This window comes from Sinorhizobium sp. 7-81 (genome assembly GCF_030124405.1).
GTDB classification, from domain to species: Bacteria; Pseudomonadota; Alphaproteobacteria; order Rhizobiales; family Rhizobiaceae; genus Sinorhizobium; species Sinorhizobium psoraleae.
Genome location: NZ_JASKLT010000002.1, coordinates 985,803 through 1,012,025, shown reverse-complemented (window position 1 = coordinate 1,012,025; position 26,223 = coordinate 985,803). Strand labels below are relative to the sequence as shown.

General features: G+C 61.5%; 27 protein-coding genes. 11 read left to right on the top strand and 16 right to left on the bottom strand.

The window, feature by feature from the left end; genetic code table 11:
- Nucleotides 1-7: 7 nt before the first annotated feature.
- Genes QN224_RS11860 through QN224_RS33870 form a run of 3 tightly spaced genes read right to left on the bottom strand, consistent with a single transcriptional unit; the run spans nt 8 to nt 3,664 of the window.
- Entirely contained in the window at nt 8-1,264 is a 1,257-nt protein-coding gene (locus QN224_RS11860) for a sarcosine oxidase subunit beta family protein (protein WP_283976795.1), read from the bottom strand.
- 9 nt (nt 1,265-1,273) lie between these two features.
- Nucleotides 1,274-2,422, bottom strand: coding sequence for a Xaa-Pro peptidase family protein (locus QN224_RS11855; RefSeq protein WP_283976794.1), 1,149 nt, complete (start codon nt 2,420-2,422; stop codon nt 1,274-1,276).
- Nucleotides 2,423-2,482: 60 nt separating this feature from the next.
- Nucleotides 2,483-3,664: a M24 family metallopeptidase gene (locus QN224_RS33870; RefSeq protein ID WP_283976793.1), complete on the bottom strand. Its 1,182-nt coding sequence runs from the start codon at nt 3,662-3,664 to the stop codon at nt 2,483-2,485.
- Nucleotides 3,665-3,854: 190 nt separating this feature from the next.
- On the opposite strand from QN224_RS33870, the gene ehuB reads away from it, so the two are divergent.
- The 8 genes from ehuB to QN224_RS11810 all read left to right on the top strand — a co-directional run bounded on the left by ehuB (nt 3,855) and on the right by QN224_RS11810 (nt 11,174).
- Nucleotides 3,855-4,718 (top strand): ectoine/hydroxyectoine ABC transporter substrate-binding protein EhuB, encoded by an 864-nt coding sequence (gene ehuB / locus QN224_RS11845; protein ID WP_283976792.1) that lies wholly within the window; start codon nt 3,855-3,857, stop codon nt 4,716-4,718.
- A 75-nt stretch (nt 4,719-4,793) separates the two neighbouring features.
- Nucleotides 4,794-5,510 carry an ectoine/hydroxyectoine ABC transporter permease subunit EhuC gene (ehuC, locus tag QN224_RS11840; protein ID WP_283976791.1) on the top strand — a complete coding sequence of 239 codons (717 nt, stop codon included), beginning with the start codon at nt 4,794-4,796 and terminating at the stop codon, nt 5,508-5,510.
- Nucleotides 5,507-6,157 (top strand): ectoine/hydroxyectoine ABC transporter permease subunit EhuD, encoded by a 651-nt coding sequence (gene ehuD / locus QN224_RS11835; protein ID WP_269286894.1) that lies wholly within the window; start codon nt 5,507-5,509, stop codon nt 6,155-6,157. Before ehuC ends, ehuD begins: the two co-directional genes overlap by 4 nt.
- Nucleotides 6,158-6,159: 2 nt before the next feature.
- Nucleotides 6,160-6,939, top strand: coding sequence for an ectoine/hydroxyectoine ABC transporter ATP-binding protein EhuA (gene ehuA, locus QN224_RS11830; RefSeq protein WP_269285718.1), 780 nt, complete (start codon nt 6,160-6,162; stop codon nt 6,937-6,939).
- Between the two features lie 2 nt (nt 6,940-6,941).
- On the top strand, nt 6,942-7,673 hold the full coding sequence (locus tag QN224_RS11825) for a GntR family transcriptional regulator (protein ID WP_283976790.1): 732 nt from the start codon (nt 6,942-6,944) through the stop codon (nt 7,671-7,673).
- Complete coding sequence (locus QN224_RS11820) at nt 7,673-8,155, top strand: Lrp/AsnC family transcriptional regulator (protein ID WP_269286897.1); 483 nt, start codon at nt 7,673-7,675, stop codon at nt 8,153-8,155. Before QN224_RS11825 ends, QN224_RS11820 begins: the two co-directional genes overlap by 1 nt.
- A 118-nt stretch (nt 8,156-8,273) precedes the next feature.
- Nucleotides 8,274-9,770 (top strand): NAD-dependent succinate-semialdehyde dehydrogenase, encoded by a 1,497-nt coding sequence (locus tag QN224_RS11815; RefSeq protein WP_283976789.1) that lies wholly within the window; start codon nt 8,274-8,276, stop codon nt 9,768-9,770.
- Between the two features lie 24 nt (nt 9,771-9,794).
- Nucleotides 9,795-11,174, top strand: coding sequence for an aspartate aminotransferase family protein (locus tag QN224_RS11810; protein ID WP_283976788.1), 1,380 nt, complete (start codon nt 9,795-9,797; stop codon nt 11,172-11,174).
- Nucleotides 11,175-11,282: 108 nt separating this feature from the next.
- On the opposite strand, the gene QN224_RS11805 is transcribed toward QN224_RS11810, so the two are convergent.
- The 10 genes from QN224_RS11805 to QN224_RS11760 all read right to left on the bottom strand — a co-directional run bounded on the left by QN224_RS11805 (nt 11,283) and on the right by QN224_RS11760 (nt 21,230).
- Nucleotides 11,283-11,666, bottom strand: coding sequence for a VOC family protein (locus QN224_RS11805; protein WP_173512351.1), 384 nt, complete (start codon nt 11,664-11,666; stop codon nt 11,283-11,285).
- 119 nt (nt 11,667-11,785) lie between these two features.
- Nucleotides 11,786-12,919, bottom strand: a complete 1,134-nt coding sequence (locus QN224_RS11800; protein WP_283976787.1) for a sn-glycerol-3-phosphate ABC transporter ATP-binding protein UgpC — start codon at nt 12,917-12,919, stop codon at nt 11,786-11,788.
- An 88-nt stretch (nt 12,920-13,007) separates the two neighbouring features.
- On the bottom strand, nt 13,008-14,237 hold the full coding sequence (locus QN224_RS11795) for an extracellular solute-binding protein (RefSeq protein WP_173512349.1): 1,230 nt from the start codon (nt 14,235-14,237) through the stop codon (nt 13,008-13,010).
- 28 nt (nt 14,238-14,265) lie between these two features.
- On the bottom strand, nt 14,266-15,123 hold the full coding sequence (locus QN224_RS11790) for a carbohydrate ABC transporter permease (RefSeq protein WP_173512348.1): 858 nt from the start codon (nt 15,121-15,123) through the stop codon (nt 14,266-14,268).
- On the bottom strand, nt 15,120-16,004 hold the full coding sequence (locus tag QN224_RS11785; RefSeq protein WP_173512347.1) for a carbohydrate ABC transporter permease: 885 nt from the start codon (nt 16,002-16,004) through the stop codon (nt 15,120-15,122). The genes QN224_RS11790 and QN224_RS11785 overlap by 4 nt, the downstream gene beginning before the upstream one ends.
- Nucleotides 16,005-16,016: 12 nt before the next feature.
- On the bottom strand, nt 16,017-17,177 hold the full coding sequence (locus tag QN224_RS11780) for a Gfo/Idh/MocA family oxidoreductase (RefSeq protein WP_283976786.1): 1,161 nt from the start codon (nt 17,175-17,177) through the stop codon (nt 16,017-16,019).
- Between the two features lie 190 nt (nt 17,178-17,367).
- Complete coding sequence (locus QN224_RS11775; RefSeq protein ID WP_283976785.1) at nt 17,368-18,105, bottom strand: ABC transporter permease; 738 nt, start codon at nt 18,103-18,105, stop codon at nt 17,368-17,370.
- Nucleotides 18,105-19,043 (bottom strand): ABC transporter ATP-binding protein, encoded by a 939-nt coding sequence (locus tag QN224_RS11770; protein ID WP_283976784.1) that lies wholly within the window; start codon nt 19,041-19,043, stop codon nt 18,105-18,107. The genes QN224_RS11775 and QN224_RS11770 overlap by 1 nt, the downstream gene beginning before the upstream one ends.
- On the bottom strand, nt 19,040-20,239 hold the full coding sequence (locus tag QN224_RS11765; protein WP_173512343.1) for an ABC transporter permease: 1,200 nt from the start codon (nt 20,237-20,239) through the stop codon (nt 19,040-19,042). Before QN224_RS11765 ends, QN224_RS11770 begins: the two co-directional genes overlap by 4 nt.
- A 79-nt stretch (nt 20,240-20,318) precedes the next feature.
- On the bottom strand, nt 20,319-21,230 hold the full coding sequence (locus tag QN224_RS11760; RefSeq protein ID WP_173512342.1) for an ABC transporter substrate-binding protein: 912 nt from the start codon (nt 21,228-21,230) through the stop codon (nt 20,319-20,321).
- A gap of 221 nt (nt 21,231-21,451) precedes the next feature.
- On the opposite strand from QN224_RS11760, the gene QN224_RS11755 reads away from it, so the two are divergent.
- Nucleotides 21,452-21,916 carry a DUF4126 domain-containing protein gene (locus QN224_RS11755; protein ID WP_173512341.1) on the top strand — a complete coding sequence of 155 codons (465 nt, stop codon included), beginning with the start codon at nt 21,452-21,454 and terminating at the stop codon, nt 21,914-21,916.
- Nucleotides 21,913-23,289: an FAD-containing oxidoreductase gene (locus tag QN224_RS11750; RefSeq protein WP_283976783.1), complete on the top strand. Its 1,377-nt coding sequence runs from the start codon at nt 21,913-21,915 to the stop codon at nt 23,287-23,289. The genes QN224_RS11755 and QN224_RS11750 overlap by 4 nt, the downstream gene beginning before the upstream one ends.
- Nucleotides 23,290-23,451: 162 nt before the next feature.
- On the opposite strand, the gene QN224_RS11745 is transcribed toward QN224_RS11750, so the two are convergent.
- On the bottom strand, nt 23,452-24,255 hold the full coding sequence (locus QN224_RS11745; protein ID WP_283976782.1) for a dimethylarginine dimethylaminohydrolase family protein: 804 nt from the start codon (nt 24,253-24,255) through the stop codon (nt 23,452-23,454).
- 115 nt (nt 24,256-24,370) lie between these two features.
- Between QN224_RS11745 and QN224_RS11740 the strand changes: the two genes are divergently transcribed.
- Entirely contained in the window at nt 24,371-24,904 is a 534-nt protein-coding gene (locus QN224_RS11740; RefSeq protein WP_283976781.1) for a hypothetical protein, read from the top strand.
- A gap of 23 nt (nt 24,905-24,927) precedes the next feature.
- Here QN224_RS11740 and QN224_RS11735 read toward each other — a convergent pair whose 3' ends face one another.
- A complete protein-coding gene (locus QN224_RS11735; RefSeq protein ID WP_283976780.1) occupies nt 24,928-25,356 on the bottom strand; it encodes an OsmC family protein in 429 nt (142 codons plus the stop codon).
- 149 nt (nt 25,357-25,505) lie between these two features.
- On the bottom strand, nt 25,506-26,223 hold a 718-nt coding region (locus tag QN224_RS11730), incomplete at its 5' end, for an ABC transporter substrate-binding protein (RefSeq protein WP_283976779.1).

Genomic DNA, 26,223 nt, shown 5'->3' with positions numbered 1-26,223 from the left:
CGCTCTCCTATTGAAGCCAGGCGAAGGGGCCGGCACCCGCTTCGTCGATCATGTGCCCGCTGCGGAAGCGCCCCAGCCCGTAGCCGCGGACGAGGGCCGGCGTCTCGCCAGTCGCCAGCATCTCGGCGAAGCACCAACCGGATGCGGGCGTCGCCTTGAAGCCGCCGTAACACCAGCCGCCGTTCAGATAGAGGCCATCGACAGGCGTCCGCGAGATGATCGGGCTTGCGTCCGGCGTCATGTCCATGATGCCGCCCCAATGGCGCAGCAGGCGCAGGCGCGAGATGTTCGGCATCAGCGCGATCGCTGCCTCGCAGACCTCCCGCAGCACGCCGGTGTTTCCGCGCTGGGAGTAGGAGTTGTAACCGTCGAGGTTGCCGCCGAAGACGAGACCGCCCTTGTCCGACTGGCTGACATAGAAGTGGTCCGCCCCGTAGGCCACGACATGGTCGACCAAAGGCTTGACCGGCTCGGTCACGAAGGCCTGGAGCAGATGGCTCTCGATTGGGAGTTCCAGCCCGGCCTTCTGGCCAAGGACGGACGTATGGCCGGCCACCGCAAGACCGACCCGGTCGGCACCGATGCGACCGCGGGTCGTTTCAACGCCGACGATCCGATCACCCCGCCAGACAAAGTCCGTAACTTCGCAACCCTCGATGATGTCCACGCCATGACCGCTCGCCGCCCGCGCGTAGCCCCATGCCACCGCATCATGGCGGGCGGTCCCGGCTCGCCCCTGGAAGATCGCGCCATGGATCGGAAACCGCGCGGTGTCGGAGAAGTCGAGATAGGGCACGAGCTTGCGCACGGCGTCCCGGTCGAGAATCTCCGCATCGATACCGTTCGAGCGCATCACGTTGGCGCGGTGGGTAAACGTATCGAGCTGATCCGCCGAATGTGCCGTGACGAGCTGGCCGCGCTGCGAGAACATGACGTTGAAGTTCAGGGCGGTCGACATTCCCTCCCAGAGCTTCATGGAGAACTCGTAGAACTGGGTATTGCCGTCCAGCAGGTAATTCGAGCGGATGACCGTCGTATTCCGCCCCACATTCCCGCCGCCGATATAGCCCTTTTCCAGTACGGCGACATTGCGGACGCCGTGGTTCTCGGCGAGATAGAAGGCGGTTGCGAGGCCGTGTCCGCCGCCTCCGATGATAACGACGTCATAGGAGGCCTTTGGACTGGCGGCGCGCCAGGCGCGTTGCCATCCCCGGTTGCCTGTGGCTGCGTGGCGCAGCAGCGAGAAGACCGAATAACGGCTCATGACAAAGTCCTATCGAACGATCGGGCCGAGCGGCGTGCGTGTCAGCACCTCGGGTCCGGTCTCCGTCAACAACACGGTGTTGGAGACGAAATCGTCGCCCTTGCCGGTCCCCATCAGCCAGGAAAGGATGTGGAAGCTCATCCCCGTGCGGATCTCGAGATCGGAATCGTGCCTGAGACCCGTCACCGTATTCCCCCCCGTCCAAGACGGTGGCTGGCCAACACCTACACAGTAGCCGCAGTGATGGCGGCGGTAATGGGAAAGGCCGGCATCGTCGACGACAGCCTGCCAGGCGGCGTAGACATCACGGGCGCGCGCGCCGGGCCTGAGCGCCCCGACGACGGCATTGAAGGCCGCCGCCGTCACTTCCGCCATGCGCTGATCGGCGTCGCTGATGCCCCCAAGCCGGATCAGACGCCCCAGGGGCGCGTGGTAGCGCGAGATGCATCCGGAAAGCTCGATGAAGACCGGTTCCCCCTGGCGGTAGTTTCCGGATCCCCACGTCGTGTGCTCCTCGCCAAGCCGCGAGGCCGGACGGATGAAGGGGCCAAAGCCCGGCACATGACCTCCCGCGCGGGTCATCGCCGCGATGCACTCGGCAGCAACGTCGCGCTCCCGTGCACCGTCGGCGATCATCTCGATGGCGGCGGCGGCCGCAGTGTCGGTGATCGCCGCAGCCCGCCGCATGAGGACTTGTTCCTCGGCGCTCTTCACCAATCTCAGGTGGTCCACCAGATTGGAGACGTCGCTCCACTCGGCGCGCACCAGCGACTCCAGTCGCCGTGCAAGCCCGTGGCTCAGCCCGGACGTCCAGTGCTCGAGCCCGAGCCGCTTTCCGGCGAAACCCTGATCGTTGAGAATGCGCGACGCCAGGTCGGCCGCGGTTTCGCTGTCGCTGTGACCGCGGAACTCGGCCGCGCGGACGTGATTTTCGATCGTCACCCGCTCCATCGCGCGGGTGACGAGCGTCGGCTCACCCTGGAGCGGAACGATGAGAAGGTGGGGCGCGAAGTAGCCCCAGTGATCGAGGCCGGTCAGGTAGAAGACGTTTTCCGGCGATGCAAAGACCGCCGCGTCGAGTCCTCGATCGACGAGCCCCACTCTGACAGCTCCAAGACGGCGCGCAATTTCGCCATCGGTAAAGGGATTACCGTCCATGTTGTCTCTCTTGTCTCCCGTCCTCAGTCGGCGGAGCTTTGAATGGATATCAATGTGCGTCTATTCGACGACGATCAGTTCCCGCGGCGAGGCGCAGAGCTTCTCTCCGCCCTTGTCCGTGACGACGAATGATTCCGATATCGCCAAGCCGAAGTCACTGAGCCAGACGCCAGCCATCATGTGAAAGCACATGCCGGGCTGTAACTCGGTCCTATCGCCCGGTCGCAGACTGACGGTGCGCTCGCCCCAGTCCGGTGGATAAGCCAGGCCGACCGGATAGCCAACGCGGCTTTCCTTCTTCAGCCCTCGGCTGCGCAGAACCGCCTGCCATGCGGCCTCGACTTCCTCGGCGGTGTTGCCGGAACGCGCCTTTTCGAGCCCCGCGTCGACGCCGTCCACGATGGCTTTCGCGATGTCGAGATAGGTTTGAGTCGGCGGGCCGAAGTGCACGGTGCGGGTAAGAGCCACATGGTAGCGCCGCCTCACGCCAGCGATCTCAAGAATCGCAAGGCCGGATTGCGGCAACGGATCTTCCGTCCAGGTCAGGTGCGGGGTGGCGGTGCCTTCGCCGACGGGCATCAGCGGGCAGATCGCCGCGTAGTCGCCGCCGAGGCCATCCACGCCCATGATCTGAGCATTATAGAGTTCGGCGATAACCTGGTTTTGCGGCACTCCTGGGGCCATCTTCCCGATCGCCCGCTCCATCGCATGGGAGCAAATGGCACCCGCCTCGCGTATCAGGGCGAGTTCGGGCTCGGATTTGATCAGGCGCGCCCAGTTGACCAGATCGCCGTTGTTGGAAAAGCTCGCATTCGGGAGGCCCTTGACGAGATGGGCATGGCACCGCGCCGTATAGTAGTGCGCGTCCATCTCCACGCCGATGCGAGCCGTCCCCCAACCACGGGCGCGCACAAGCGCAGCAAGCTCGTCGAAGGGATGGCCGTCTGGATTCTGCACCAGATATTCCGAGAACGGCACGACGTTGCTCTGAGGTAAGCCGGTCGTCAGAAGAGCACTCTTCTTGTCCTGCGCCCGGCCGAACCAGATGGGCAGATCCTCGTCCAAGTGCACGAGCACGCATTGCGGAACATAGAACGACCAGCCGTCGTAGCCGGTGAGCCAGCACATATTCGCAGGATCCTGGCAAATGATGAGGTCGAAACCCGCCCGCTCCATTCGCTTTTTCACATCACGGATCCGGCGGGAATACTCCGCCGCGGTAAAAACAGGCGACCTGCTCACGACATCTCCTTTCACCTACATGACGCCATAGATGTGTACATCATTTTGCGTGACACGCAACTGGGTCGGAGATTTTTCGCATTTAGTTGGGACCTACCTTGCGAAAACCGAGCCCAGATGTATACTTCTATCGCTCGCGAGGCATCCTTGCCATCCGAGATGAACACCATCTTCAAAAAAAGGGGAACCCATGTTCAAATCTCTCATTTCCCGCAGAAATGCTCTGAGGGCTGCGGCTCTCACCGTCGCCGCCGTGTCCTTCTCCGGCTACGCCCATGCGGAATCGACGCTTGAGAAAGCAAAGGCCGCCGGCTATATCCGCATCGGGTTTGCCAATGAGGCGCCCTTCGGATTCGCCACTCCGGACGGAAAGCTCACGGGAGAGGCTCCGGAAGTCGCCAAGGCCGTGCTCAAGAAAATGGGCATCGCGGAAGTGGACGGCGTGCTCACCGAATTCGGTTCGCTCATTCCCGGCTTGAAGGCAGGCCGCTTCGACATCATTGCGGCGGGCATGTTCATCAATCCCAAGCGCTGCGCCGAAATCACCTTCTCCGAGCCCTCTTATGGCATCGGGCAGGCCATGCTGGTGGCGAAGGGCAATCCCAAGGCAGTAAAAGACTATTCCACTTTCGCGTCCAACAAGGATCTGAAGCTCGCGGTGATGGCGGGTGCTGTGGAAAGTGGCTACGCGAAGGATGCTGGCGTCTCCGCCGAGCAGGTTGTCTCCCTTCCTGATCAGTCCAGTCTCGTTGCCGCTGTACAGGCCGGCCGCGCGGATGCGGCAGCTCTGACCGCGCTCTCGATCGCCGATATGGCCAAGAAGGCGGAAGGGGTAGAGTCGACCGAACCCTTCGGCGAAGTTGCCGGAAAGTCGGTGAAGGGCCATGGCGGCTTCGGCTTCCGCAAGGAAGACAAGGATCTCGTCGAGGCCTTCAACAAGGAACTCGTTGCCTTCCTTGGCACCCCGGAGCATATCGCCCTCGTCGAACCGCTGGGCTTTGGAAAAGGCTATCTGCCGAACAAGACGACAGATGAGCTTTGCGCAGGCGAATAACGCCTTCTGGCCGGCGGCGCGAAAGCGCCGCACTTCCAATCCCTGCGTTCATGAGGGGCCCAGATGTGGATTCGTATGCTCGCCGTGATGCTCGCGGCAACGTTGCTGCTGATTGCCCTGCTTTCAGCCAACGCTGAATACCGGCTGTTCATGCCGGGTTTGCTCGAAGGCGCTGTCCTGACGGTAGAGATAACGCTGCTGGGAGCCGTGCTCGCTGTGTTCATGGCGCTGGTGGCGGCGCTCGCAAAGCTCTACGGCCCTCTGCCGATAAGGTGGCTTTCGACGACCTACATTGAGATCTTCCGCGGGACTTCCGCGTTGGTGCAGCTCTTCTGGCTCTATTTCGTGCTGCCGCAATTCGGCGTTTTCCTTGACGCCTTCCTGGTGGCGGTTCTGGCGCTCGGCCTGAACATTGGAGCCTATGGAGCGGAGGTGGTGCGAGGTGCCATCCTCTCCGTAGCCCGCGGACAGTGGGAGGCTTCGATTGCGCTCAATATGTCGAAGGCCCAAATGCTGCGTCGGATCATCCTGCCTCAGGCCTTTACGGCCATGATCCCTCCCTGGGGCAACCTTTTTATCGAACTGGTGAAGTCTACCTCGCTCGTTTCCCTGATTACGCTGGCGGACCTCACCTTCAAAGCCCAGCAAATGAACCAGACAACACTGAAGACGGTACCCGTGTTTACCCTCGTGCTGCTGATCTATCTGGCCATTTCTCTAACCGTCACCATTGTCATGCGCCTGCTTGAGCAGCGTGCGTCGAAGGGACTGACACGCGGAAGGGCCGCCTGATGTGGGATTGGACATTCACATTCGAGATTCTGCCGGTCCTTGCTCGGGCGGCGATCATGACGGTCGAAGCGACCGCTCTCGGTTTCGTCATAGCCGCGACACTCGGGCTTGTGCTCGCCTCCATCAGATTGGCCTTTCCGGTGGCCGGCGTCGCGGTCACGGTGTTGGTGGAACTCATCCGGTCGACGCCCCTGCTCATCCAGATATTCTTCCTCTACTTCGTCTTGCCGAAGGCAGGAATTGTGCTGGATGCGTTCACGGCAGGCGTGGCAGCGATAGGCATTCACTACGCCGCCTACTGCTCCGAGGTTTACCGGGCCGGATTCGAGAACATTCCGAGGGGACAATGGGAGGCATCCATCGCCCTCAATCTGTCTCCATGGAACACCTTCAAGGATATAATCCTGCCTCAGGCTCTGCCTCCCGTCGTTCCTGCGCTCGGAAACTATCTGATCGCGCTTTTCAAGGAGACGCCCTTGCTCTCGGCCATTGCGGTCCTCGAGCTCATGCAAACCGCAAAGAACATCGGGTCTGAAACCTTCCGCTATACCGAGCCCGTCACGCTCGTCGGGGTGTTCTTCCTTGTCATGAGTCTGGTTTCAGCGGGCATCATACGGATGCTCGAATCCTGGTTGCAGCGGAGATAAAAATGAACGACATGCCAATGGTACGCTTCGAGAACGTTTCAAAACGCTACGGCCCCCTCACCGTTCTCGACAATCTCAACCTGGATATCGGCCGTGGCGAGAAGGTGTCGATCATCGGCCCATCGGGCTCCGGCAAGACGACCGTCTTGCGCATGCTCATGACCCTGGAGGCCATCAATGACGGTGTTATCTGGGTCGATGGGGAACCCATGACGCATATGATGCAGAACGGCAAACTTGTGCCCGCGACCGCCAAGCATATACGCCGGATCCGCGCGAAGATCGGCATGGTATTCCAGTCCTTCAACCTGTTCCCGCACATGACGGCGATGGGAAACTGCATCGAAGCTCCGATAACCGTGCTCGGGATGAAGCGTTCGGAGGCTGAAGAACGCGCGGCGGAACTCTTGGACATGGTCGGCCTGTCGGCGAAGAAAGATCACTATCCTTCGCAGCTGTCAGGCGGACAACAGCAGCGTGTAGCAATCGCACGCGCGCTTGCCATGCGGCCGAAGATCATGCTCTTCGACGAGGTAACGTCGGCGCTCGACCCGGAACTTGTGGGCGAAGTTCTGCAAGTTATAAGGAAGATCGGCCGCGAACACGACCTGACCATGCTCATGGTTACCCACCAGATGGGTTTCGCCAAAGAGTTTTCGGACAGGGTGTGCTTCTTCTATCAAGGCAAGATTTGCGAACAGGGGGCCCCTGCGGAAATCTTCGGAAACCCCAATAACGAAAGGACAAGGCAGTTTCTCAACGCTGTCTTGGAAGCAGGATAACCTTGCACCCTGAATTGCCCGACAACGCCCAAATCATCGGGTCCTCCCAGCCGGCATCGGTCAGGGAGAGGTTCGATCGGATATACCACACTCTCAGGGACCGAATCTGCCTGCTCGAGTACGCGCCGAGCGGCCGCCTGTCCGAGGAAGAGTTGGCGAAGGAATTCTCCACCAGCCGCACGCCCATAAGACGTGTCCTGGCAAGGTTGGAATCCGAGGGCTTGGTGGAATCGGTGCATGGCGTGGGAACGATCGTCACCGACCCCGATATCGGCGAGCTGGTGCAGATCTATCATTTGCGCATGGAACTTGCCCTCCTTGTCGGCAAGCTTTCGCCGATCCCTCGCAGCGCGGAGGATCTGGAGCGGATCAGGGCCCTCATCGCCCGCTGCGACGAAGAGATGAAAAACCCCACGCAGAAGGCCTTCCTGCATCTGAACATGGCGTTTTTTGCCGAAATCAGAGCGTTCACAGGAAACCTCCCGCTGCGGGAGATCAGCGAGCGGTTGTACTACCAGGTGGTTCGTGTCGTCCTGAAGATGATGCCGAAGCTAGGTCTGGCCGAAGAGTTCTCGGCCTTTCGCAGCGAAATGCAAGCGGTCCTGTCCGCAGCCGAAATCCGCGACTGGGAGGCGATCGGATACATTCGCCGAGCCCACATTTCCATGAGCTTTCACCGCATGATGAACTACGCCGATACATCGGAGCTGTCCGAAGAGCGTTCCAAGGCATGATGAAGCTCGACGCCATTGATTTGCGCATCCTGGAAGCGATCCAGAAGGACGGGAGAATTACCAAACTGGCGCTTGCCGAGAAGGCGGGGCTCTCGCCAACACCTTGCTGGCTGCGACTGAGAAAACTGGAAAAGGCCGGCATAGTAACCGGCTACCATGCACGGCTCGCCATGCGCCGGGTCGCCCCGGTCACGAGCGTTCTCACCGAGATCACGCTCGGCAATCACCGCCAGACCGATTTCGAACGCTTCGAACGCGTGGTCGCCTCGGTTCCCGAGATTGTCGCCTGCTGGTCAGTCGGCGGAGGCGTCGACTACATACTGAAAATCATGACACCCGACGTCGACGCCTACCAGCGGCTCATCGATGGCTTGCTGGATCGCGAGCTGGGCATAGACCGCTATTTCACCTACATCGTCACCAAGACGGTCAAGGAAGAAACCCTGCTCCCGCTCACCAGCCTGCTCCCTCAGACGCCATAGATAAATCCGGCTGTGCGGCCCGGTTATTTAGTCCAACTCTCTGATGCATGTGTCCGGAATAGACAACTTCTCTCCCTGTTGGCGTCCAGAATACCCGCAACAAGAGAGGAGATCGGACATGACTGCTGTTTTCGCGCGCACGACCTTCCACGACGCATTGAACCACCTGAATGATCGGCAGCTTTTGCGGGAGCTCGCCTACGTTGGAGGGCGGTGGGTTGCCGGACAGGGCGGCAAAGCCTTTGAGGTTTCCGACCCTGCAACGGGCGCGACACTTTCCTGGGTCGCCTCGCTCGACGCAGACCAGGCTTCCGAGGCTGTCGATGCCGCTGCGGCGGCTTTTCCCAACTGGCGTGGCCTGCTGCCGCAGGCACGTGCCGCCATTTTGCGTAAGTGGTACGAGCTGATGCTTGCCGCCAAGGAAGACCTCGCGCTGCTGATGACGCTCGAACAGGGCAAGCCGCTTGCAGAATCGCGCGGAGAGATCGACTACGCCGCCTCCTTCATCGAGTGGTATGCCGAGGAAGGCAAGCGGCTCAACGCGGAAAGCGTGACGAGCCACCTGCCGGGCGCGGAGATGATCGTACGCCGCGAAGCACTCGGGGTCGTTGGCATCGTAACGCCCTGGAACTTCCCCTCCGCTATGCTCACCCGAAAGGCGGCTGCCGCTCTTGCGGCCGGCTGCACCGTCGTTGCTCACCCCTCCTCCGAGACGCCGCTTTCCGCTCTCGCGCTTGCGGAACTCGGCGAGCGTGCCGGCATTCCGGCCGGGGTCTTCAATATTGTCACCGGTGATGCCGCGACCGTTGTCGGCCGCCTGTGCGAGGAGCCCCGCGTTCGCGCCATGAGCTTCACCGGCTCGACCGAGATCGGCAAGCTGATCGCCCGCCAGTGCGCACCGACGATGAAGCGGCTGGTGATGGAACTCGGCGGCCATGCGCCGCTCATCGTTTTCGCCGATGCCGACGTGGAGAAGGCGGCGGACATCGCGATCGCCGCAAAGTTCGCAACCTCCGGGCAGGACTGCCTCGCGGCGAACCGGATCTATGTCGAACGGCCGATCCTGAAAGCCTTCAACGAAGCTTTCGCCGCACGCGTCGCCCGCCTCAATGTCGGCGCCGGTCTCGCACAAGACACGGAGATCGGCCCTCTGATGCACGAGCGTGCCATCGCCAAGATCGAGGAGCAGGTCGCCGACGCGCTGAAGCGCGGCGCGAAACTCGCCATCGGCGGCAAACGTCACGCCGCCGGGCCGCTGTTCTTCCAACCGACCGTGCTCACCGATGTGCCGGACGATGCGTTGATCATGCGCGAGGAAACCTTCGGCCCCGTGGCGGCCGTCACCGCATTCGACAGCGAGGATGAGGTGATCGCCCGGGCGAACGACACCGAATATGGCCTCGTGGCCTATGTCGTAACTGAAAACGGCGCTCGCCAGCTGCGGCTCGCCCGAGCGCTCGAGTACGGCATGGTGGCGGTCAACCGGGTGAAGATCACCGGCGGGCCGATTCCCTTCGGCGGCTGGAAACAGTCCGGCCTCGGACGCGAAGGCTCCCGCCATGGCATGGAGGCCTTCACCGAACTCAAATATCTTTGCATCGACACTGCCGCCTGAACGGATTTGACGAAAGGAACGACCATGCTCGAAAGAAGCAACGAACTCACCGCCTGGGACCGCGACCACTTCTTCCATCCGTCCACGCATATGGGAATGCATGCCCGCGGCGAGACCCCGACCCGGGTTATCGGCAGCGGCGAAGGCGTGTACATCACCGATGTTGCCGGCAAGCGCAGCCTTGACGCCTTTGCCGGCCTCTACTGCGTGAACGTCGGCTACGGCCGGCAGAAGATCGCCGAGGCGATCGCGGAACAGGCGAAGAACCTCGCCTATTATCACGCCTATGTCGGTCACGGCACCGAAGCCTCGATCCGGCTCTCCAAGATGATCATCGATCGCGCGCCGAAAGGCATGAGCCGTGTCTATTTCGGTCTCTCCGGCTCCGACGCCAACGAAACCAACATCAAGCTCATCTGGTATTACAACAATATCCTCGGCAGGCCCGAGAAGAAGAAGATCATCTCTCGCTGGCGCGGCTATCACGGTTCAGGCGTCATGACCGGCTCACTGACCGGCCTGCAGCTTTTCCACAATGCCTTCGATCTGCCGCGCGCGCCGATCCTGCATACCGAGGCTCCCTATTATTTCCGCCGTCCGGACCGCTCGATGAACGAAGAGCAGTTCTCGCAACATTGCGCCGACAAGCTGGAGGAGATGATTCTCGCCGAAGGGCCGGATACGATCGCCGCCTTCATCGGCGAGCCGATCCTCGGCACAGGCGGCATTGTGCCGCCGCCGAGAGAATACTGGCAGACGATCCAGGCGGTGCTTGAGAAATACGACATTCTGCTCGTCGCCGACGAGGTCGTCACGGGCTTCGGGCGCCTGGGAACAATGTTCGGCTCCGATCACTACGGCATCAAGCCTGATCTCATCACCATCGCCAAGGGCCTGACGTCGGCCTACGCGCCGCTTTCTGGCAGCATCATCTCGGAAAAGATGTGGCAGGTACTGGTGCAGGGATCGGACGAACTTGGCCCGATCGGCCACGGCTGGACCTACTCCGCCCATCCGATCTGCGCTGCCGCGGGCATCGCCAACCTCGAACTGATCGACGAGCTTGGTATTGTCGAGAATGCCGGTTCAACCGGCGCCTATTTCCGGTCCGAACTCACAAACGCGCTCTCGGGCCACAAGCACGTCGGCGAAGTGCGCGGAGATGGCCTCATGGCGGCAATCGAATTCGTCGAGGATCGAGATGATCGGAAGTTCTTCGATCCCGCGCAGAAGATCGGCCCGAAGGTGGCGACCGCGCTGGCGGAACGAGGCGTTCTCGGCCGCGCGATGCCGCAGGGCGACATCCTCGGCTTTGCTCCGCCACTCTGCCTGACGCGCGAGGAGGCCGATATCGTCGTCAAGGCGGCAGTCGGCGCAATCACCGAAGTCCTCGGCAGCAAATAACGGGCTGAGTTCCGGTCGTTCAGATCTGGCGGAGCGCTGGTTTCCTCGGCGCTCCGCGAACTATGCGGCCCTGTTGGTGATGGAACCGGGCTGGTTCGCTAACACCTGTCAGCGACCGGCGGGCTGAAACAGCTCCACGAAATTGCCGGAGGGGTCTATGAGCAGGATCTGCGATCCGCCGGGTCCGGTCACGATGTCATTGCGGAACTTGACACCGGCGGCTCGCAATTGGGCGACCTCGGCAGCCAGATCATCGACGATGAGGTGGATCCGGTTCCAGCCGCCCGGTTGAGGACGCTCGCCGTCGGGCATCGGTCGTCCCGCAGAGCTCGTCGGGCCACTCAGCAGCAGCCGCAACGCTCCTCGCTTCACGTCCGCAAAAGCGGGAGCGTGGTTGGAGAGAAGCGAAAAGCCCAGATGTTTCGTGTACCACGCGATGGCAGCCTCGACGTTATCTACCATGTAGCGCACGTTGACGGTTGTTTCCGACATGCCTTCCTCCCGATCCGAGTTCACCGAGCAGATTGACGTCCATACTCTACGACAACGATCACGGAAGCGGAAATTGCTCAGCCGAGAATTCGGGCTGGCAACCAGACGCCCCCATCCAATCAGGCTGCTGCTGGATCGAGAAGCGCGATGTCGATATCTGTCATCTCGACGCGACGCTCGAAGGCGATACCGTTTTCGTCGAACAGGTGGCAGTCGGCGGCGCGGATGCCGGTCCTGACCTCTTCGTCCGCACGGATCGCCACGGTTCCCGGCAGCATGGCGCAATAGTTCTCGCCCTCGCCGCCGAGCGAGGCATAGGCAACCGTATGGGCGCCGAGGCGCTCGATGACCGAGGGCGTGACCGTCAACGTCAGGTCGCCTGAACCGATCTGGATATGCTCGGGGCGCACGCCGAGCGTCAAGCTCGCGCCGGCCATGCCGCTACGCGGCTCGACCGGAACGATCGCCGTCTGCCCCTTGTACTCGACCTCGACGCCTGCGTCGCTCACCCCCCTGTAGTTGACCGGCAGGAAGTTCATTTTCGGGTTGCCGATGAAGCCGGCCACGAAGGTGTTGGCGGGCTTGTGATAGAGTTCGAGCGGCGCGCCCGTCTGGGCGATCTCTCCGGCATTCAGCACGACGATCCGGTCCGCCATCGTCATCGCTTCGACCTGGTCGTGCGTGACGTAGATCATCGTCGCTTTCAGCTGCCGGTGCAGTTTCGCCAGTTCGATGCGCATGTCGGCACGCAAGGCCGCGTCAAGGTTCGACAGCGGCTCGTCGAAGAGGAAGATCTTCGGCTCGCGCACGATCGCCCGGCCAATCGCGACGCGCTGCCGTTGGCCACCCGACAGCATTCCGGGCTTCTGCTGCAGGCGCTGGTCGAGATGGAGAATGCGCGCCGCATGCTCGACCCTGGCCCTGAGCTTCTCCTCCGGCATCTTTTCCACGCGCAACGGAAAGGCGATGTTCTCGAATACGGTCATGTGCGGATAGAGCGCATAGGACTGGAAGACCATGGCGATGCCGCGCTTGACCGGCGGCAGATCGTTGACTCGCCTGCCGTCGATGACGATGTCGCCCGCCGTTGTCTCGTCAAGGCCAGCGATCATTCTGAGCAGTGTGGACTTGCCGCAACCCGACGGACCGACGAAGACGACGAACTCGCCGTTCCTGACTTCGAGCTCGACGCCCTTCAGCACTTCGTAGGTGCCGTAGAATTTCTGAACCTTTTTGAGATTGAGCTGTCCCAAGAATCTGTCTCCGGCCACCAGGGCGAGGCGGCTTTGCCGCCAGAATAAGCGGAGACCGCAGGCTTGCGCTCCGCGGTCTCTGTCGGGCTTACTTGTACTGTTCGAGTTCGCCTGCCGCTTTCTTCAAGGCATCGGCCGGCTCCGCCTTGCCGGTAACGACCGACTGCACCATGTCGATCATTGCGTTCTGAAAGCCTTTGTAATCCGTGAAGAGCGGTTCCGGGCCACCATAGGCGATGCCGTCGATCAACGGCTTCCAGGACGCGTCGGCCTTGACGAATTCATCAACCTTCGGGGAAGGGCGCAGCGGCGTCAGTCCTGCGCCGCCCTGCAACTCGTATTCGCCCTGCGGACCGGGAGATGTAATGAACTTGGCGAATTCGATTGCCTTTTCCTCGACGCCGGTACCCTTGAAGATCGCCAGGCTGTCCGTGATCAGCAGCGTCCCTTCACCCTTGGCCGAAGGGCCGAGCGGCAGCGGCGCGATGCCCCAGTTAATCTTCGTTTCCTTGAGCAGCGCAGCCGCCCCGGAGCCCGACTGGATCATGCCAGCCTTGCCGTCAAGGAAGATGGCACGGATTTCGTTCTGCTCGTAAGCGGTCGCCCCTTCGACCGAATAGGGCGTGATGTCCTTGTAGGCCTGCAGCGCCGCCAGCACTTCCGGGCTGTCCATCACGATCTTGTCGCCGTCGATGACCTTGCCGTTGTTGGTGTAAACCCAGTGCATGAACTGGTGCATTGTGTTGTCGAAGGTCTTGGCCGGCAGACCATAGCCCGCAATGCCGGTCTTTTCCTTGATCTGTTTCGCAAAGGCGATCTCTTCCGCCCAGGTTTTCGGCGGCGTTTCCGGGTCAAGGCCGGCCTGCTTGAAGAGGTCCTTGTTCCAATAGAGCGCCTTGGTCGAAAAGGCGACCGGCACGCCCCACTGGGTATCATCGAAGGTCACCGTATCGACGATGTTCGGATAGTAGCTCTTCTTCTCTTCCTCGGTCATGGGGACCGGAACGATCATATCGTTCTCGGCGAACTCCTTGAGTGTGCGGGATCCCACATAGGCCATGCCGACTGGCGTACCGGCCGCGGCAAGCGTCGTCGCCTTGTCCTGGCACTGGGCCCAGCCGACGACTTCCGGCACCACCTTCCAGCCGGCGTTCTTGCCTTCCCATTCCTTGATGTATTTCTCGTGGATCGGATCGATCTTGTCGCCGCAGTAGATCCAGCTGATCTCCTGGTCCGCGGCCTGCGCGGCGACGCTCCCGAGCGCGGTCGATCCGAGCAAGGCAAGCGTTAGAAAAGCAGTCTTGTAAGCAATGGTCACGATGGAACTCCCCTTTTCTGGTAGTTGCTTATTGTTTCACCGCGCCGGCGGTCAGACCGCTGACGAGATAGCGTTGCAGGAAGAAAATGACGATGACAGCCGGCGCGATGCCGACGAAACTCGCGGCCATCAGTTCATTCCAGACCACTTCCTGCCGGCCGAAATAGGCAAAGAGACCTACCGGCAACGGCATGTACTCGGTCTTGGAATTGAAGGTCAGTGCGAAGATGAACTGCTGGGCATAGGAGCCGATGAAGGTGGTGATCGCGACCACCGTGATGCCCGGCATGGCGATCGGCAGGATCACCCGGCGAAGCGTGTAGAAGTGGCTGGCGCCGTCGACGAAGGCTGCCTCGTCCAGTTCCCGCGGGATCCGCATCATGTAGGTGCGCAAGAGCCAGATCGCCGAGGGGATGAGGAATGCGACACCCGGCACGATCATGGCGAAATAGGTGTTGAGCACGCCGAAGCTGCGCATGAGCCGGAAGAGCGGGATCAAGAGCACCGCGCCGGAGAACATGTTTACCGCCAGGAAGGCCGCAAGCAGCGCGCCGCTGCCGCGGAACCTGAAGCGCGCAAATGCATAGGCTGCCGGCACCACCAGCGCCAGCACGACCGCGGTGACGATGATGGAAACGAAGAACGAATTGAAGATGTAGCGGGCGAATCCCGGCACGCTTACCCACATGGTCTTGTAGGCGGCGAAGGAGCCATTCTCCGGCCAGAAGCGATAGGGCGATGAAAAAAGCAGGCTGAGCGGCTTCAGCGACACCAGGAAGCCTTCGACAAAGGGGGCGAGAATGAAACTCAGGAAGACAAAGATCCCCGCGTAGATTCCGACCAGCTCGTACCAGCGATAGCGATTGATCAGGGCCGGCTGGCTCATCGGCTTTCTCCGGAGGCAAGGCGGTGGGTGACGCGGAAGTAGAGCAGGCAGAAGATCGACAGGAAGATGCAGATCACCACGGCACGCGCGGCACCCTCGCCATATTTCTTCGAGCCGATCGCCGTTCGATAGGTGTCGATGATCATCGTCGTCGTGTCACCGTTCGGGCCGCCCTGCGTGAGGATCCAGATGATGTCGAACGAGTTGAAGGTGGCGATCAGCGAGAGCATCGACATGGTGATCATTGCCGGCACAAGCAGCGGCAGCGTGATACGGCGAAACCGGTAGAAGCGGCCGGCCCCGTCCGTCCATGCTGCCTCGTAGAGATCCTGCGGGATCGCCTGGATCGAGGCCAGCAGATAGAGCGTCACCAGCGGCACGCCGATCCACACATCGGTGATGATCGTTGCCCAGAAGGCCGTCGAACCGTGGGCGAGGAAGGCGACCGGACCGTCGACCAGACCCAAGTTTTGCAGCACGCCGGAAATCATCCCGAACTGGCCGTTGTACATCCAGCCCCACATGAAGATGCCGATTGCCATCGGCACGATCCACGGCGGCATGGTGAGGACGCGAAACAGGGCGCGTCCCGGCACCGCCGCGTTCAGCATGACGGCGCCGAAGGTACCGATCACCATCTTGATCGACACGGAAAAGAAGGTCCAAACGAACGTCCGGGCGATCACTTCCGCGAAGGTGCCGTTGAAGATCTTGTCGTAGTTGAGCGTGCCCACCCACTTGGTCGTTTTCTTCAGCGAAGCATCCGTAAACGACAGGATGAATGTGTCCACGAGCGGATAGGCGACGATAACCGACACATAGAGAAGAGCCGGCAGAAGCAGGATCCAGGCGAAGATGATCGTGCTGCGCCGAACACTCATGCCCCTTCCCTCTCAGGCCGCACGGGCGTGCAGCGCTTCGTCGAAGCGGTCCCATAGCGGGCGAAGATCGACGACCGTCCGCTTCATCCGAGCCTCATCCATGGAAAGCGCCAGGATGCCTGCCTCCAGGGCATCGAGCGGCGAAACCGGGAGCGGCCCCTCGTCCCCGACGTGGGCGATGATCTCGGTCGCCATCTGCTCGTCGGCGCCGTAGTGCTGCGAAAGCGCCGTCTCCTTGGCGTATTTCTTCTCAACCACCTTCTTGCCGGAAAGCACCTCGTGGACATCGAGATAGCCGCGGATGAAGTCGCCTTCGGCCATGCCGCGCGACCCCATCACGCAGAAGCGGCGGAACTGGTCCGGCACGTTCAAGTTGGTGTGGAAATTCATCGCGACACCGTTGGCGTACTCGATGATCGCAACCTGATAATCGATGATGTCGCCATCGCTGTCGAAGACCTTGTCCGATCCGAGCCACCCACTTGGTTTGCGGTGGAATAGCTGAAGATCGTTGATGCCTTCGCGGGCGGGATCGTTGGCGGGGGTGAAGCTCTTGCGGCCGCCGAAGCTCGCGACGCGCTCGGGCCGGGCGCCGACGACGCCGTTATAGAGATCGAGGTCATGGCAGCATTTTTCGAGCATGAAGCTGCCGGCGAAGCGTCCATAGCGGCGCCAGTCACGCATGAAAAATGCGCCATGATAGGGTTCGATGTGTTCGGCAGCCTCAATCGAGACGATCTGGCCGAGCGTTCCCGCGGCCTGAGCGGCGCGAAGATCGCGATACAACGGCGCGTAGCGCAGCACGAGGCCGACCATCAGGCGGTCATGGCCGTGCTTCGCCAGAAGGCCTGCAAGCTCCAGGCTCTGCTCGATCGTACTGACCATCGGCTTTTCGCAGAAGATCTTGAGTCCGGCCTCGAGGCCGATGCGGATATGATCTAGATGCATGTGATTGGGCGAGCCGATCATCAGGAGATCGAGCTTCTCGCCGGCGATCAGCTCCTCAGGCGAGGCATAGGCTCTGCCGGGGGATATGCCTTTCTCGACGAGGGTCGCAAGGCCGGCGGGCGCCGGATCGACATAGCCGGCGATCTCGAAGCTTTCGTCTATCGCCTTGAAGACATAGCCCAGATACCCCAGACGGAATCCGAGTCCGATTATCCCGACCTTCATGCTGTTGCTGTTCCCTTGCCTTTTGGCGTAATTTATTTTCGTAGACTGAGATAGATTTTTGGGTGCGTCAACAAAAAATCGAACATTTCGGCAAAACGTGAAATTCATTTTCACGAGCACCCAAATGGGTCCTGTGATCTGTTTTGGGGTTACGACTTTTGCGAGCAGTGAGGTCCGTCGGGGACGGCTCCTAGGCGCGCACCCGCCCGGAAAGAAACCGTTCGACTACCTGAAGCGCACCGTGGATAAGCACCGCCAGGGCGGCGACGATCAGTCCGCCTTGAAGGACGAAGGCGAGGTTGTTGGACTGCAGACCGGCGATGATGACTTCGCCGAGCGTCTTGGCGGCAACGGTCGAACCGATCGTCGCGGTGGCGAGACTGATCACGACGGACAATCGGATCCCAGTCAGGATCACCGGCAGCGCCAAGGGAAGCTCGATGTTGAAGAGCCGCTGGCGCTCTGTCATACCCGCGCCGCGTGCAGCCTCCATCACCGTTGGCGGCAAGGTCGTCAACCCTGTCAGCGCATTTTCGAAGATCGGCAGTAGGCCATAGAGGAAGAGGGCGATCAGCGTCGGCTTCTCACCGAAGCCGAAGATCGGCACGGCCAATGCCAGCACTGCGACCGGCGGAAAGGTCTGGCCGATGTTCACCAGGCTGCGCGAAAGCGGCAGAAACTCGGCGCCGGCCTTCCGCGTGACGAGGATCGCAAGGGAGACTGCCACGGCGGTCGCGGCAAGCGTTGCGACAAAAACCGTCCTGAGATGCAGCAGCGTCAGCCAGAACAGACTGCCCTGATTATAGATCGCCGGCGCATTTGCCTGCACCAGCGGCCTCAGCAAGGGTTCGAACCAAAGGGGCTGCAGCAGGAAGACGAGCAACAGCAGCAGGACCGCGAACCGGACGAGACTGGGCAGCCACGCCATTACCGCGGCCTCGCCGCCCGTTTTGCCAGCCCTTCGAGGCTGACCTTGCCGAGGATCGCACCGTCAGGCGCGACAACCGGCAGGGCCGAGCGCCCGGACCACAAGAGTTCGGAGAGCGCCTCGCGCTGGCTGAGCGTCGCCGGTATCGGCGCGCCCTCGGCCGCGCCCGGCTCGACCGCATCCGCCGCCGTGTCGATCGCCAGCAACCGGAACGGCCGTTCGCTGGTGCCTATCAGAGTTTCGACGAAGGATGTCGCCGGCTCTACCAGCATCTGGGCCGGCGTCGCGTATTGTACGACGTCGCCCTTGTCCATCACGGCAATCCTGTCGGCAAGGTGAAAGGCCTCTTCCATGTCGTGGGTGACGAGAACGATCGTCGTGCCGAAATGTTTCTGGATGGCGACGAGGTCGTCCTGCGCCTTGGAGCGGATAATGGGATCGAGGGCGCCAAAGGGCTCATCCATCAACAGCACGTTCGGTTCCGCCGCAAGCGCTCGCGCGACGCCGACCCGCTGCTGCTGGCCGCCGGAAAGCTCATGCGGATAGCGTGCGCCGAAGGCCGCCGGATCAAGCTGGAACAGCGTCAGCAGTTCCTCGACCTTCGCATCGATGCGTTTCCTGTCCCAGCCGAGGAGTGTCGGCACGGTAGCGATGTTCTGGGCGACCGTGCGGTGCGGAAACAGCCCGTGGCCCTGGATGGCATAGCCGATCCTGCGGCGAAGCTCGAAATCCGGCAAGGCGCGATTGTCCTGACCATCGATTTTAATTGTGCCGGAGGTCGGCTCGACCAATCGGTTGACCATTCTGATCAGCGTCGTCTTGCCGGAGCCGGACGTGCCGACGATCACCGTTATCGTGTGCGGCTCGACGGTCAGCGACACATCGTTGACGACGGTCGTGTCGCCATAGCGCTTGGTGACATGTTCGATTTCGATCATGCGGCATTGCCCTGGTTGCGGTCCGTTACGGTCATTTCGATCAAGGCATCGAGCACGATGGCCGCCGCGAAGGCCAGGACGACGGTCGGCACAGCGCCCAGCAGCACGAGATCCATGGCCGTCTGGCCTATGCCTTGGAAGACGAAGACGCCGAAACCGCCGCCGCCGATGAGCGCGGCTATGGTTGCGAGCCCGATGTTCTGGACGAGGACGATGCGGATTCCCGTGAGGATCACCGGAAAGGCGAGCGGGAACTCGATGCCGGCAAGCCGCTGCCAATCGGTCATGCCAATGCCGCGTGCGGCGTCGTTGGCGTCACGCGGAACGCCGGCGAGCCCGACCACCGTGTTGGCGACGACGGGCAGCAACGAATAGAGAAACAGCGCGACGAAGGCGGGCGCGACGCCGATGCCGCGAATGCCGATCGCCGCGGCACCCGGCACATGGATCGCGATCCAGCCGAGTGGTGCGATCAGGATACCGAAAAGTGCGATCGACGGAATTGTCTGGATGGCGTTGAGGACATTCAACACACCGGCACGCAGCGGCTCGACGCGATGGCAAAGCACGCCGAGCGGCAATCCGATCACGGTCGCCGCCGCGAGCGATCCGAGCGCGAGCGTCACGTGCCGGCCCGCCTCCTTCCAGAAGGTGTCGGCACGGCTTGCATATTCCTTCAGCATGGAAAGTCCGTCCCAGCCGCCGCCAAGCAGCATCGCACCGGCGATTGCAAGAACAGCGGCAAGGAAGACTAGCCGGATGACGGGTCCCGGGTTCAAACGCGTCAGCGCGTCGGCAACCAGAAGGGAAAAGGCGAAAACCATCACCCAGAACCCCGAGGCAGGCGAGACACGGGCATAGGTGTTTTCCGGCGGCATCAGATGGTTGGCGGCCATTCCGATCAGAACGCCAAGCGCGACGAGAGTCGCAAAAGCCACGGTTATTCGCACCAGGTTCGGCGTCTTGAAGAGGGCAACCGCCGCGGCAAATGCGAGAAGGGCGAGAAGCGCGTATCCGAGCGATGGCGGCAGGGCCTCCAGAATTGCCTTCGCTTCGCCCTGGACGATCCGGTTGGCCCGGAATGTTGCAAACGGCGCAAGAAGCGCCCCATAGACAGCAAGCGCGGCAATGACAATGCCGAGCTTGTCGATGCGGAGGGGCAAGCCTTCCTTTCCCTGGATCATGCCATCACCCACGGCGCTTCTGGAGTTGCCCGCCCGATTGGATGGACGAGGGCGCCTGGCCGACTGGAACAAGCGCCATCCCATCATCACATCATTTCAGGAAGCCGTTCTTCTTCAAGAAGTCCTCTGCAACGGCCTTGGCCGGCTCGCCGCCAACCTGTACGCGGCCATTGAGCTCCTGCAGCGTGACCAGGTCGAGCTTTTCGAAGACCGGCTTCAAGAGCTCCTCGATCTGCGGATTTTCCTTGAGCACGGCTTCGCGAATGATCGGCGCGGGCTGATAGACGGGTTGGACGCTCTTGTCGTCTTCGAGCACGACGAGACCGGAGGGCGCAATGCCGCCGTCGGTGCCGTAGACCATCGCGGCATTGGCGCCGTTCGTCTGGTTTGCAGCCGCCGCAATCGTGGCGGCCGTATCGCCGCCGGAAAGCGTGATCAGTTGCTCGGGTTTCAGCGTAAAGGAATAGGTCGTCTGGAACGCTGGCAGCGCCGCGGCGGAGTTGACGAATTCGGACGAGGCCGCGAGCACAACCTCACCGCCGCCCGAGACATACTTGCCGAAGTCGGAGAGCGTCTTGACCTTGTTGGCGTCCGCGACCTCCTTACGCAGCGCGATCGCCCAGGTGTTGTTGGCCGGCGATGGCGTCAGCCAGACGATCTTGTTGGCATCATAGTCGAGCTTCTTGGCCTGCTCGTAGGCCTTCGCAGCGTCCTTCCAGGCAGGATCATCGGCCTTCTCGAAGAAGAAGGCGGCGTTGCCGGTATATTCCGGATAGATGTCAATCTCCCCCGCGGTAATCGCCTTGCGCACGACGGGCGTCGCGCCAAGCTGAACACGATCCGTGGTCTTGATGCCGTTGGCATTGAGAACGGAGAGAATGATATTGCCGAGTACGCCCCCTTCCGTATCGATTTTTGAGGAAACGACGACATCGGCCTCAGCCGCGGCGGCGGTGAGCGCAAGGGCAAAAGCGGTACCGATAACAGTCTTGATCAGGCGCATGATTGTCTCCCTCGATTTAGTCTCGCAGTTTGATCACGGATTTTCCGCTGCGTCGGGGTAAGCCATTCCATATATGTCAGGGTCCGGCGAAAAATAGAGCGCATTGCGTGTGCGAACCAACGGTTGAATTCTTAACACGCACAGCCTTCGATTGGACATTGCAATCGATACCGTTCTCAGCCACTCTCCCCTCTGCGCATGGGAATTGTTTTGGGGGAAACATGTCCGTCTATATTCTCGCGCTTTTGATCGGTGTGGTGGCGGGGCTTCGCGCCATGACCGCGCCCGCCGCAGTCAGCATCGCGACGGCCGCCGGCTGGCTGCCTGTCGCCAATAGCTGGGCGGCTTTCATGGGCTTCCGCTTCACGCCGTATATTTTCGGCCTGCTGGCACTCGTCGAATATGTCACCGACCAGCTTCCGAGCACGCCGAGCCGCAAAGTGCCGCAGCAGTTCGGCGCACGCATCGTCAGCGGCGGCTTTTGCGGCGCGGTGATCGGCACTGCGGGCGGATCGCTTGTCGGCGGTGCGATCGCCGGCGTCATCGGAGCGGTCGTCGGCACGCTCGGCGGTTACGAGGCACGAAAGCGACTTGGCCTGGCCATTGGCAAGGATTTGCCGGTAGCCCTTCTCGAAGATCTGGTTGCAATTCTGCTAGCCTTTTGGGTGGTGTCCTCCGTGTCATGAGCAAGCACTTCGACGCAATCATCATCGGAGCCGGCCAAGCGGGACCATCGCTCGCCGGGCGGCTGACGGGTGCCGGCAAAACCGTTGCGCTCATCGAACGCAAGCTTTTCGGCGGCACCTGCGTCAACACCGGCTGCATGCCGACCAAGGCCATGGTCGCCAGCGCATATGCGATCCACACCGCCCGCCGCGGCGCCGAATACGGCATGACGACCGGCACCATTTCCGTCGACTTCGCGCGTGTCATGGCGCGGAAGGAAAAGGTGCGCCTCGATGCGCGTTCGGGCGTCGAAAGCTGGCTCAAGAGCATGAAGAACTGCACCGTCATCGAGGGCCATGCGCGCTTCGAAAGCCCGACGGACGTCCGGGTCGGCGATGAGCTGATTTCCGGCGACCAGATTTTCATCAACACGGGCGGGCGCGCCGCCATTCCCGATTTTCCGGGTGTGGACGAGGTCTCCTATCTCACCAACACGTCGATGATGGACCTCGCCGATCTTCCGGATCACCTGGTCATCATCGGCGGCAGCTATATCGGGCTCGAATTCGCCCAGATGTTCCGTCGCTTTGGTTCCGAGGTCACCGTTATCGAGAAGGGGCCGCGCCTGATCGGGCGCGAAGATCCGGAGGTCTCCGATGCGATCCGCGACATTCTCGAAAGGGAAGGCATCAATATTCGCCTCAACGCCGAGTGCATCCGTTTCGCCAAGCACAAGGACGGGGTTGCCGCCGGCGTCAATTGCACGTCAGGGGCCCCCGAAGTCATTGGGTCGCATGTGCTGCTCGCCACCGGTCGCCGGCCGAATACGGACGACCTCGGGCTCGACAAGGCCGGCGTGAAGACCGACGCGCGGGGCAATATTGAGGTCGACGATTTCCTGCGATCGAGCGTTCCGCATATCTTTGCAATGGGCGACTGCAACGGCCGCGGTGCCTTCACCCACACCTCCTACAACGACTTCGAAATCGTCGCCGCCAACCTCCTCGACAATGATCCGCGCCAGGTGACAGAGCGGATCCAAACTTACGCGCTCTATATCGACCCTCCGCTCGGGCGCGCCGGCATGACGGAGAGCGAGGCCCGCAAGAGCGGCCGCAAGCTTTTGATCGGCACGCGGCCGATGACGCGGGTCGGACGCGCCGTCGAGAAGGGCGAGACGCAGGGCTTCATGAAGGTGATCGTCGACGCGGATACGAAAGAAATTCTCGGCGCATCGATCCTCGGCACCGGCGGCGACGAGGCGATCCAGAGCATTCTTGACGTCATGTATGCGAAGAAGCCCTATACTCTGATTACCCGCGCCATGCACATCCACCCGACGGTGTCGGAACTGATCCCGACGGTGTTCGGGGATTTGTCGCCGGCGCCCTAAAAACGGGCTTCAGCGGCTCGCCTCATCCGCCTGCCGACAGCCTCCCCCGAGAGCGGGGAAGGGAAAGACTGGAACAACTGGAATCCGCTCGGAAACCCAGGATACGGCGCATCGGCGGGCACGTCCCCTCTCCCCGCGTGAGGGAGAGGGGAAGCACGACGTTCAGGTCCTATCGCTGAACCAGCGCAGCGACATGCAGGAGAGCCCCGCATCGATCTTGCCGATTTCCGTGGTCTTCAGCGGCACGACCTTGTAACCGGCCTTATCGAGCATCTCGATGGTGCGCGGGAAGTCGGAGCCGACCATGACAACGTCGTTGACGCGGAGCGCATTGGCCGCCGGTTCCTCACCCTCCGGGATGATGATCTGCTTGAACTTCTTGAAGACACCCGAGCGCGCCAGGCGGTTGGTGGAAAGCACGGTCTCGTCGTCGAGCAGCGAGCAATCCGTCTTGAAGTGCAGAACGCCTTCAGGCGTTGCGACGATCTCGCTCTTGCGGCCGAGCTTGTCGAGACAGGCCTGCAGCGCTTCGGCGCCTGCCTTGTCGGTGCGGGCCGAGAGACCGATCATCACACTTTCGCGCGTCGTCAGCACATCGCCGCCATCGGCATAGCCGGTACCCGGCAGGTCGAGAACGGCCTCGAACATTTCCCGCAGGGTCGGCTCGATTTCCGCGGTTTCCTTGACGCGGGTCGCCGCACCGGGGCGCAGCAGGATCGCGCCCTCGGTGAAGACCAGCGCCGGGTCCTCGACGAAGATCGAATCCGGGAAGGCTTCGAGTGCCGGCAGGACCGTCACCTTGACGCCCGCGTCGCGCATTGCGGTAACATAGGCGTCATGTTCGGCCGTCACCCCCTCATAGGTCGGGTTGCCGCGATCGTCCGCGCGCAGACCATTGACGACGGACTGCGAAGGCTTGCGGACAATGATGGAGTTAAACTCGTAGGCGGGACGCGGCTGCGGCATTCTGTGCTACCTCTGGTTTGGACAAACCGTTTCTACTGCATGATTCCTCAAATCGAAATCGATTTGAGGACAAAATCATGCAGCCTCTCTGCTTCGAACCAACGGGAAAAATGATGTGAGCCATATTCCCCAGATCGATTACGATGCCGCGTCCGATGCGATCCGCGCGGCGCACGACGAGGAGGTTCGCCTTCGCGGGCGGATGACGAATATGAAGCGCACATTGCTTCATTCGCCGACGGCGCACCGCATCTACGCGGAATGGTTCACACTGCGTGATGAGTTGCGCCCTGCCCTTGACGACCGCGCTGCCTGGCTGCTCTGCCACGCGATTTCCGAGGCGATGCATTCCCGCATCGCCATGGGGTTCTTTCGTCGCGCCTTCGCCAATGCGGGGATCGATTTCAACTCGATTATGCCGAGCGAAGACGAAGAATGCCTGATTGCGTTCGGGCGCGCTATCGTCGCGGATTCCAACAACGTTCCCGCCGAGATCTGGGACGGATTGAAGGGGCGCTACGATAACACGACGCTGGTCAACCTCGTTGCCTTTGCGGGCATCATGGTCGCAACCGCATTGTTCAACAATGTCGTCGAGGTCGATTTCGACCCGGAATTGCTGCCTTACACTGGTGCGTCCACCGCCTGACGAAACCGTCATTGGCCGCGGCGCTATTCCGATATCCTGCTCGTGAATGCGGGATTGCCGCGCAACGTGTTGCTGACGGTGCAGATCTCGTTTTCCGCGGCTTCGGCGATGGCGTGACGGACGGTATCGTCGAAATCGCCCTTGATCGAGAATTCGATGTCGAAGCGTGCAACACGCGACGGCTCGTCGTGTGCCTTCTCGCCGGTGACCTTTGCAGACACTTCCGTCAGCCTGTCGAGCACACCGAAGCGGCTTGCGGCAATGCGGGCGCTGAGCACCAGACAGCTCGCAAGCGAAGCATAGAGAAGATCGAGCGGGCCATAACCCGGCTGTGACGGGCTGGTGACGATATCGAGTTCGCCGCCGGTGACCGATGTCACGTGCGGGAAACCTGTGCGCCCGACGACGGCGGTCGCGCCCGTCTCCCTCGTCCTTACCTTCAACTCAGCCATTCACCGTCCCCTTCCCGCTGCGCACGCGAACCGGCGCACTATCGAGGCAAAGCTCCGCTCCCGCAACAACGCCGCGGACCTTATTAGGCCCGCGGCGCGATTTGTTCCCGAGAAAAGGACGTGGACTGCAGACGATCCGCTTCCGTCGCTTAGTTCTTCTTCACCAGGCGGTAGAAGACGAAGTCGGAAGTCGCGCCGTTGACGTAGCCCGCGACACTATTCTTCATCGCCACCTGGGTCGCCGCCTGGAACATGATCACGATCGGCGATTTCTCCTGCACTTTCTTCTGCAGGTCCACATACATCGCGTTCCGCTTGGCGGGATCAGCCTCGGCCTTGGCCGCCTTGGTGGCCGCATTGAGTTCGGCCGGCACCGCCCAGGCGTTACGCCAGGTCGTCGTCGACTGATAGTGATCGTCGGAGTTGTCCTCGTTGAAGGCGAAGGCAGCGGCGTTGGAATCCGGATCCATGAAATCCGGGCCCCAATAGAGCAGCATCGCTTCATGGGTGCGGGCCCGATACTTGGTGATCACCTGACTGCCGGTACCCGGTATGATCTCGAAATTGATGCCCGCTTCTGCGAACGAGGCCTGCAGCGACTGCGCCATGTCGGTAAAGGGCGTCGAGTTGATGACATCGAGCGTCACCTTGATCGGCGTCTTGATCCCCGCGTCGGCAAGGATCTTCTTCGCCTTTTCGACGTCGTAGCCATAGGGCGTCTCGTCGAGCGAGCCGGGGAAGCCCTTCGGCCAGAAGGCCTGGTGAACTTCCATCTGTCCTTTGAGGAAGCTGTCGGTCATGCCCTTGTAGTCGACAAGGTAGCGCGCCGCTTCCCAGACGGCTTCCGGCTGCAGGGCAGCCGTCTTC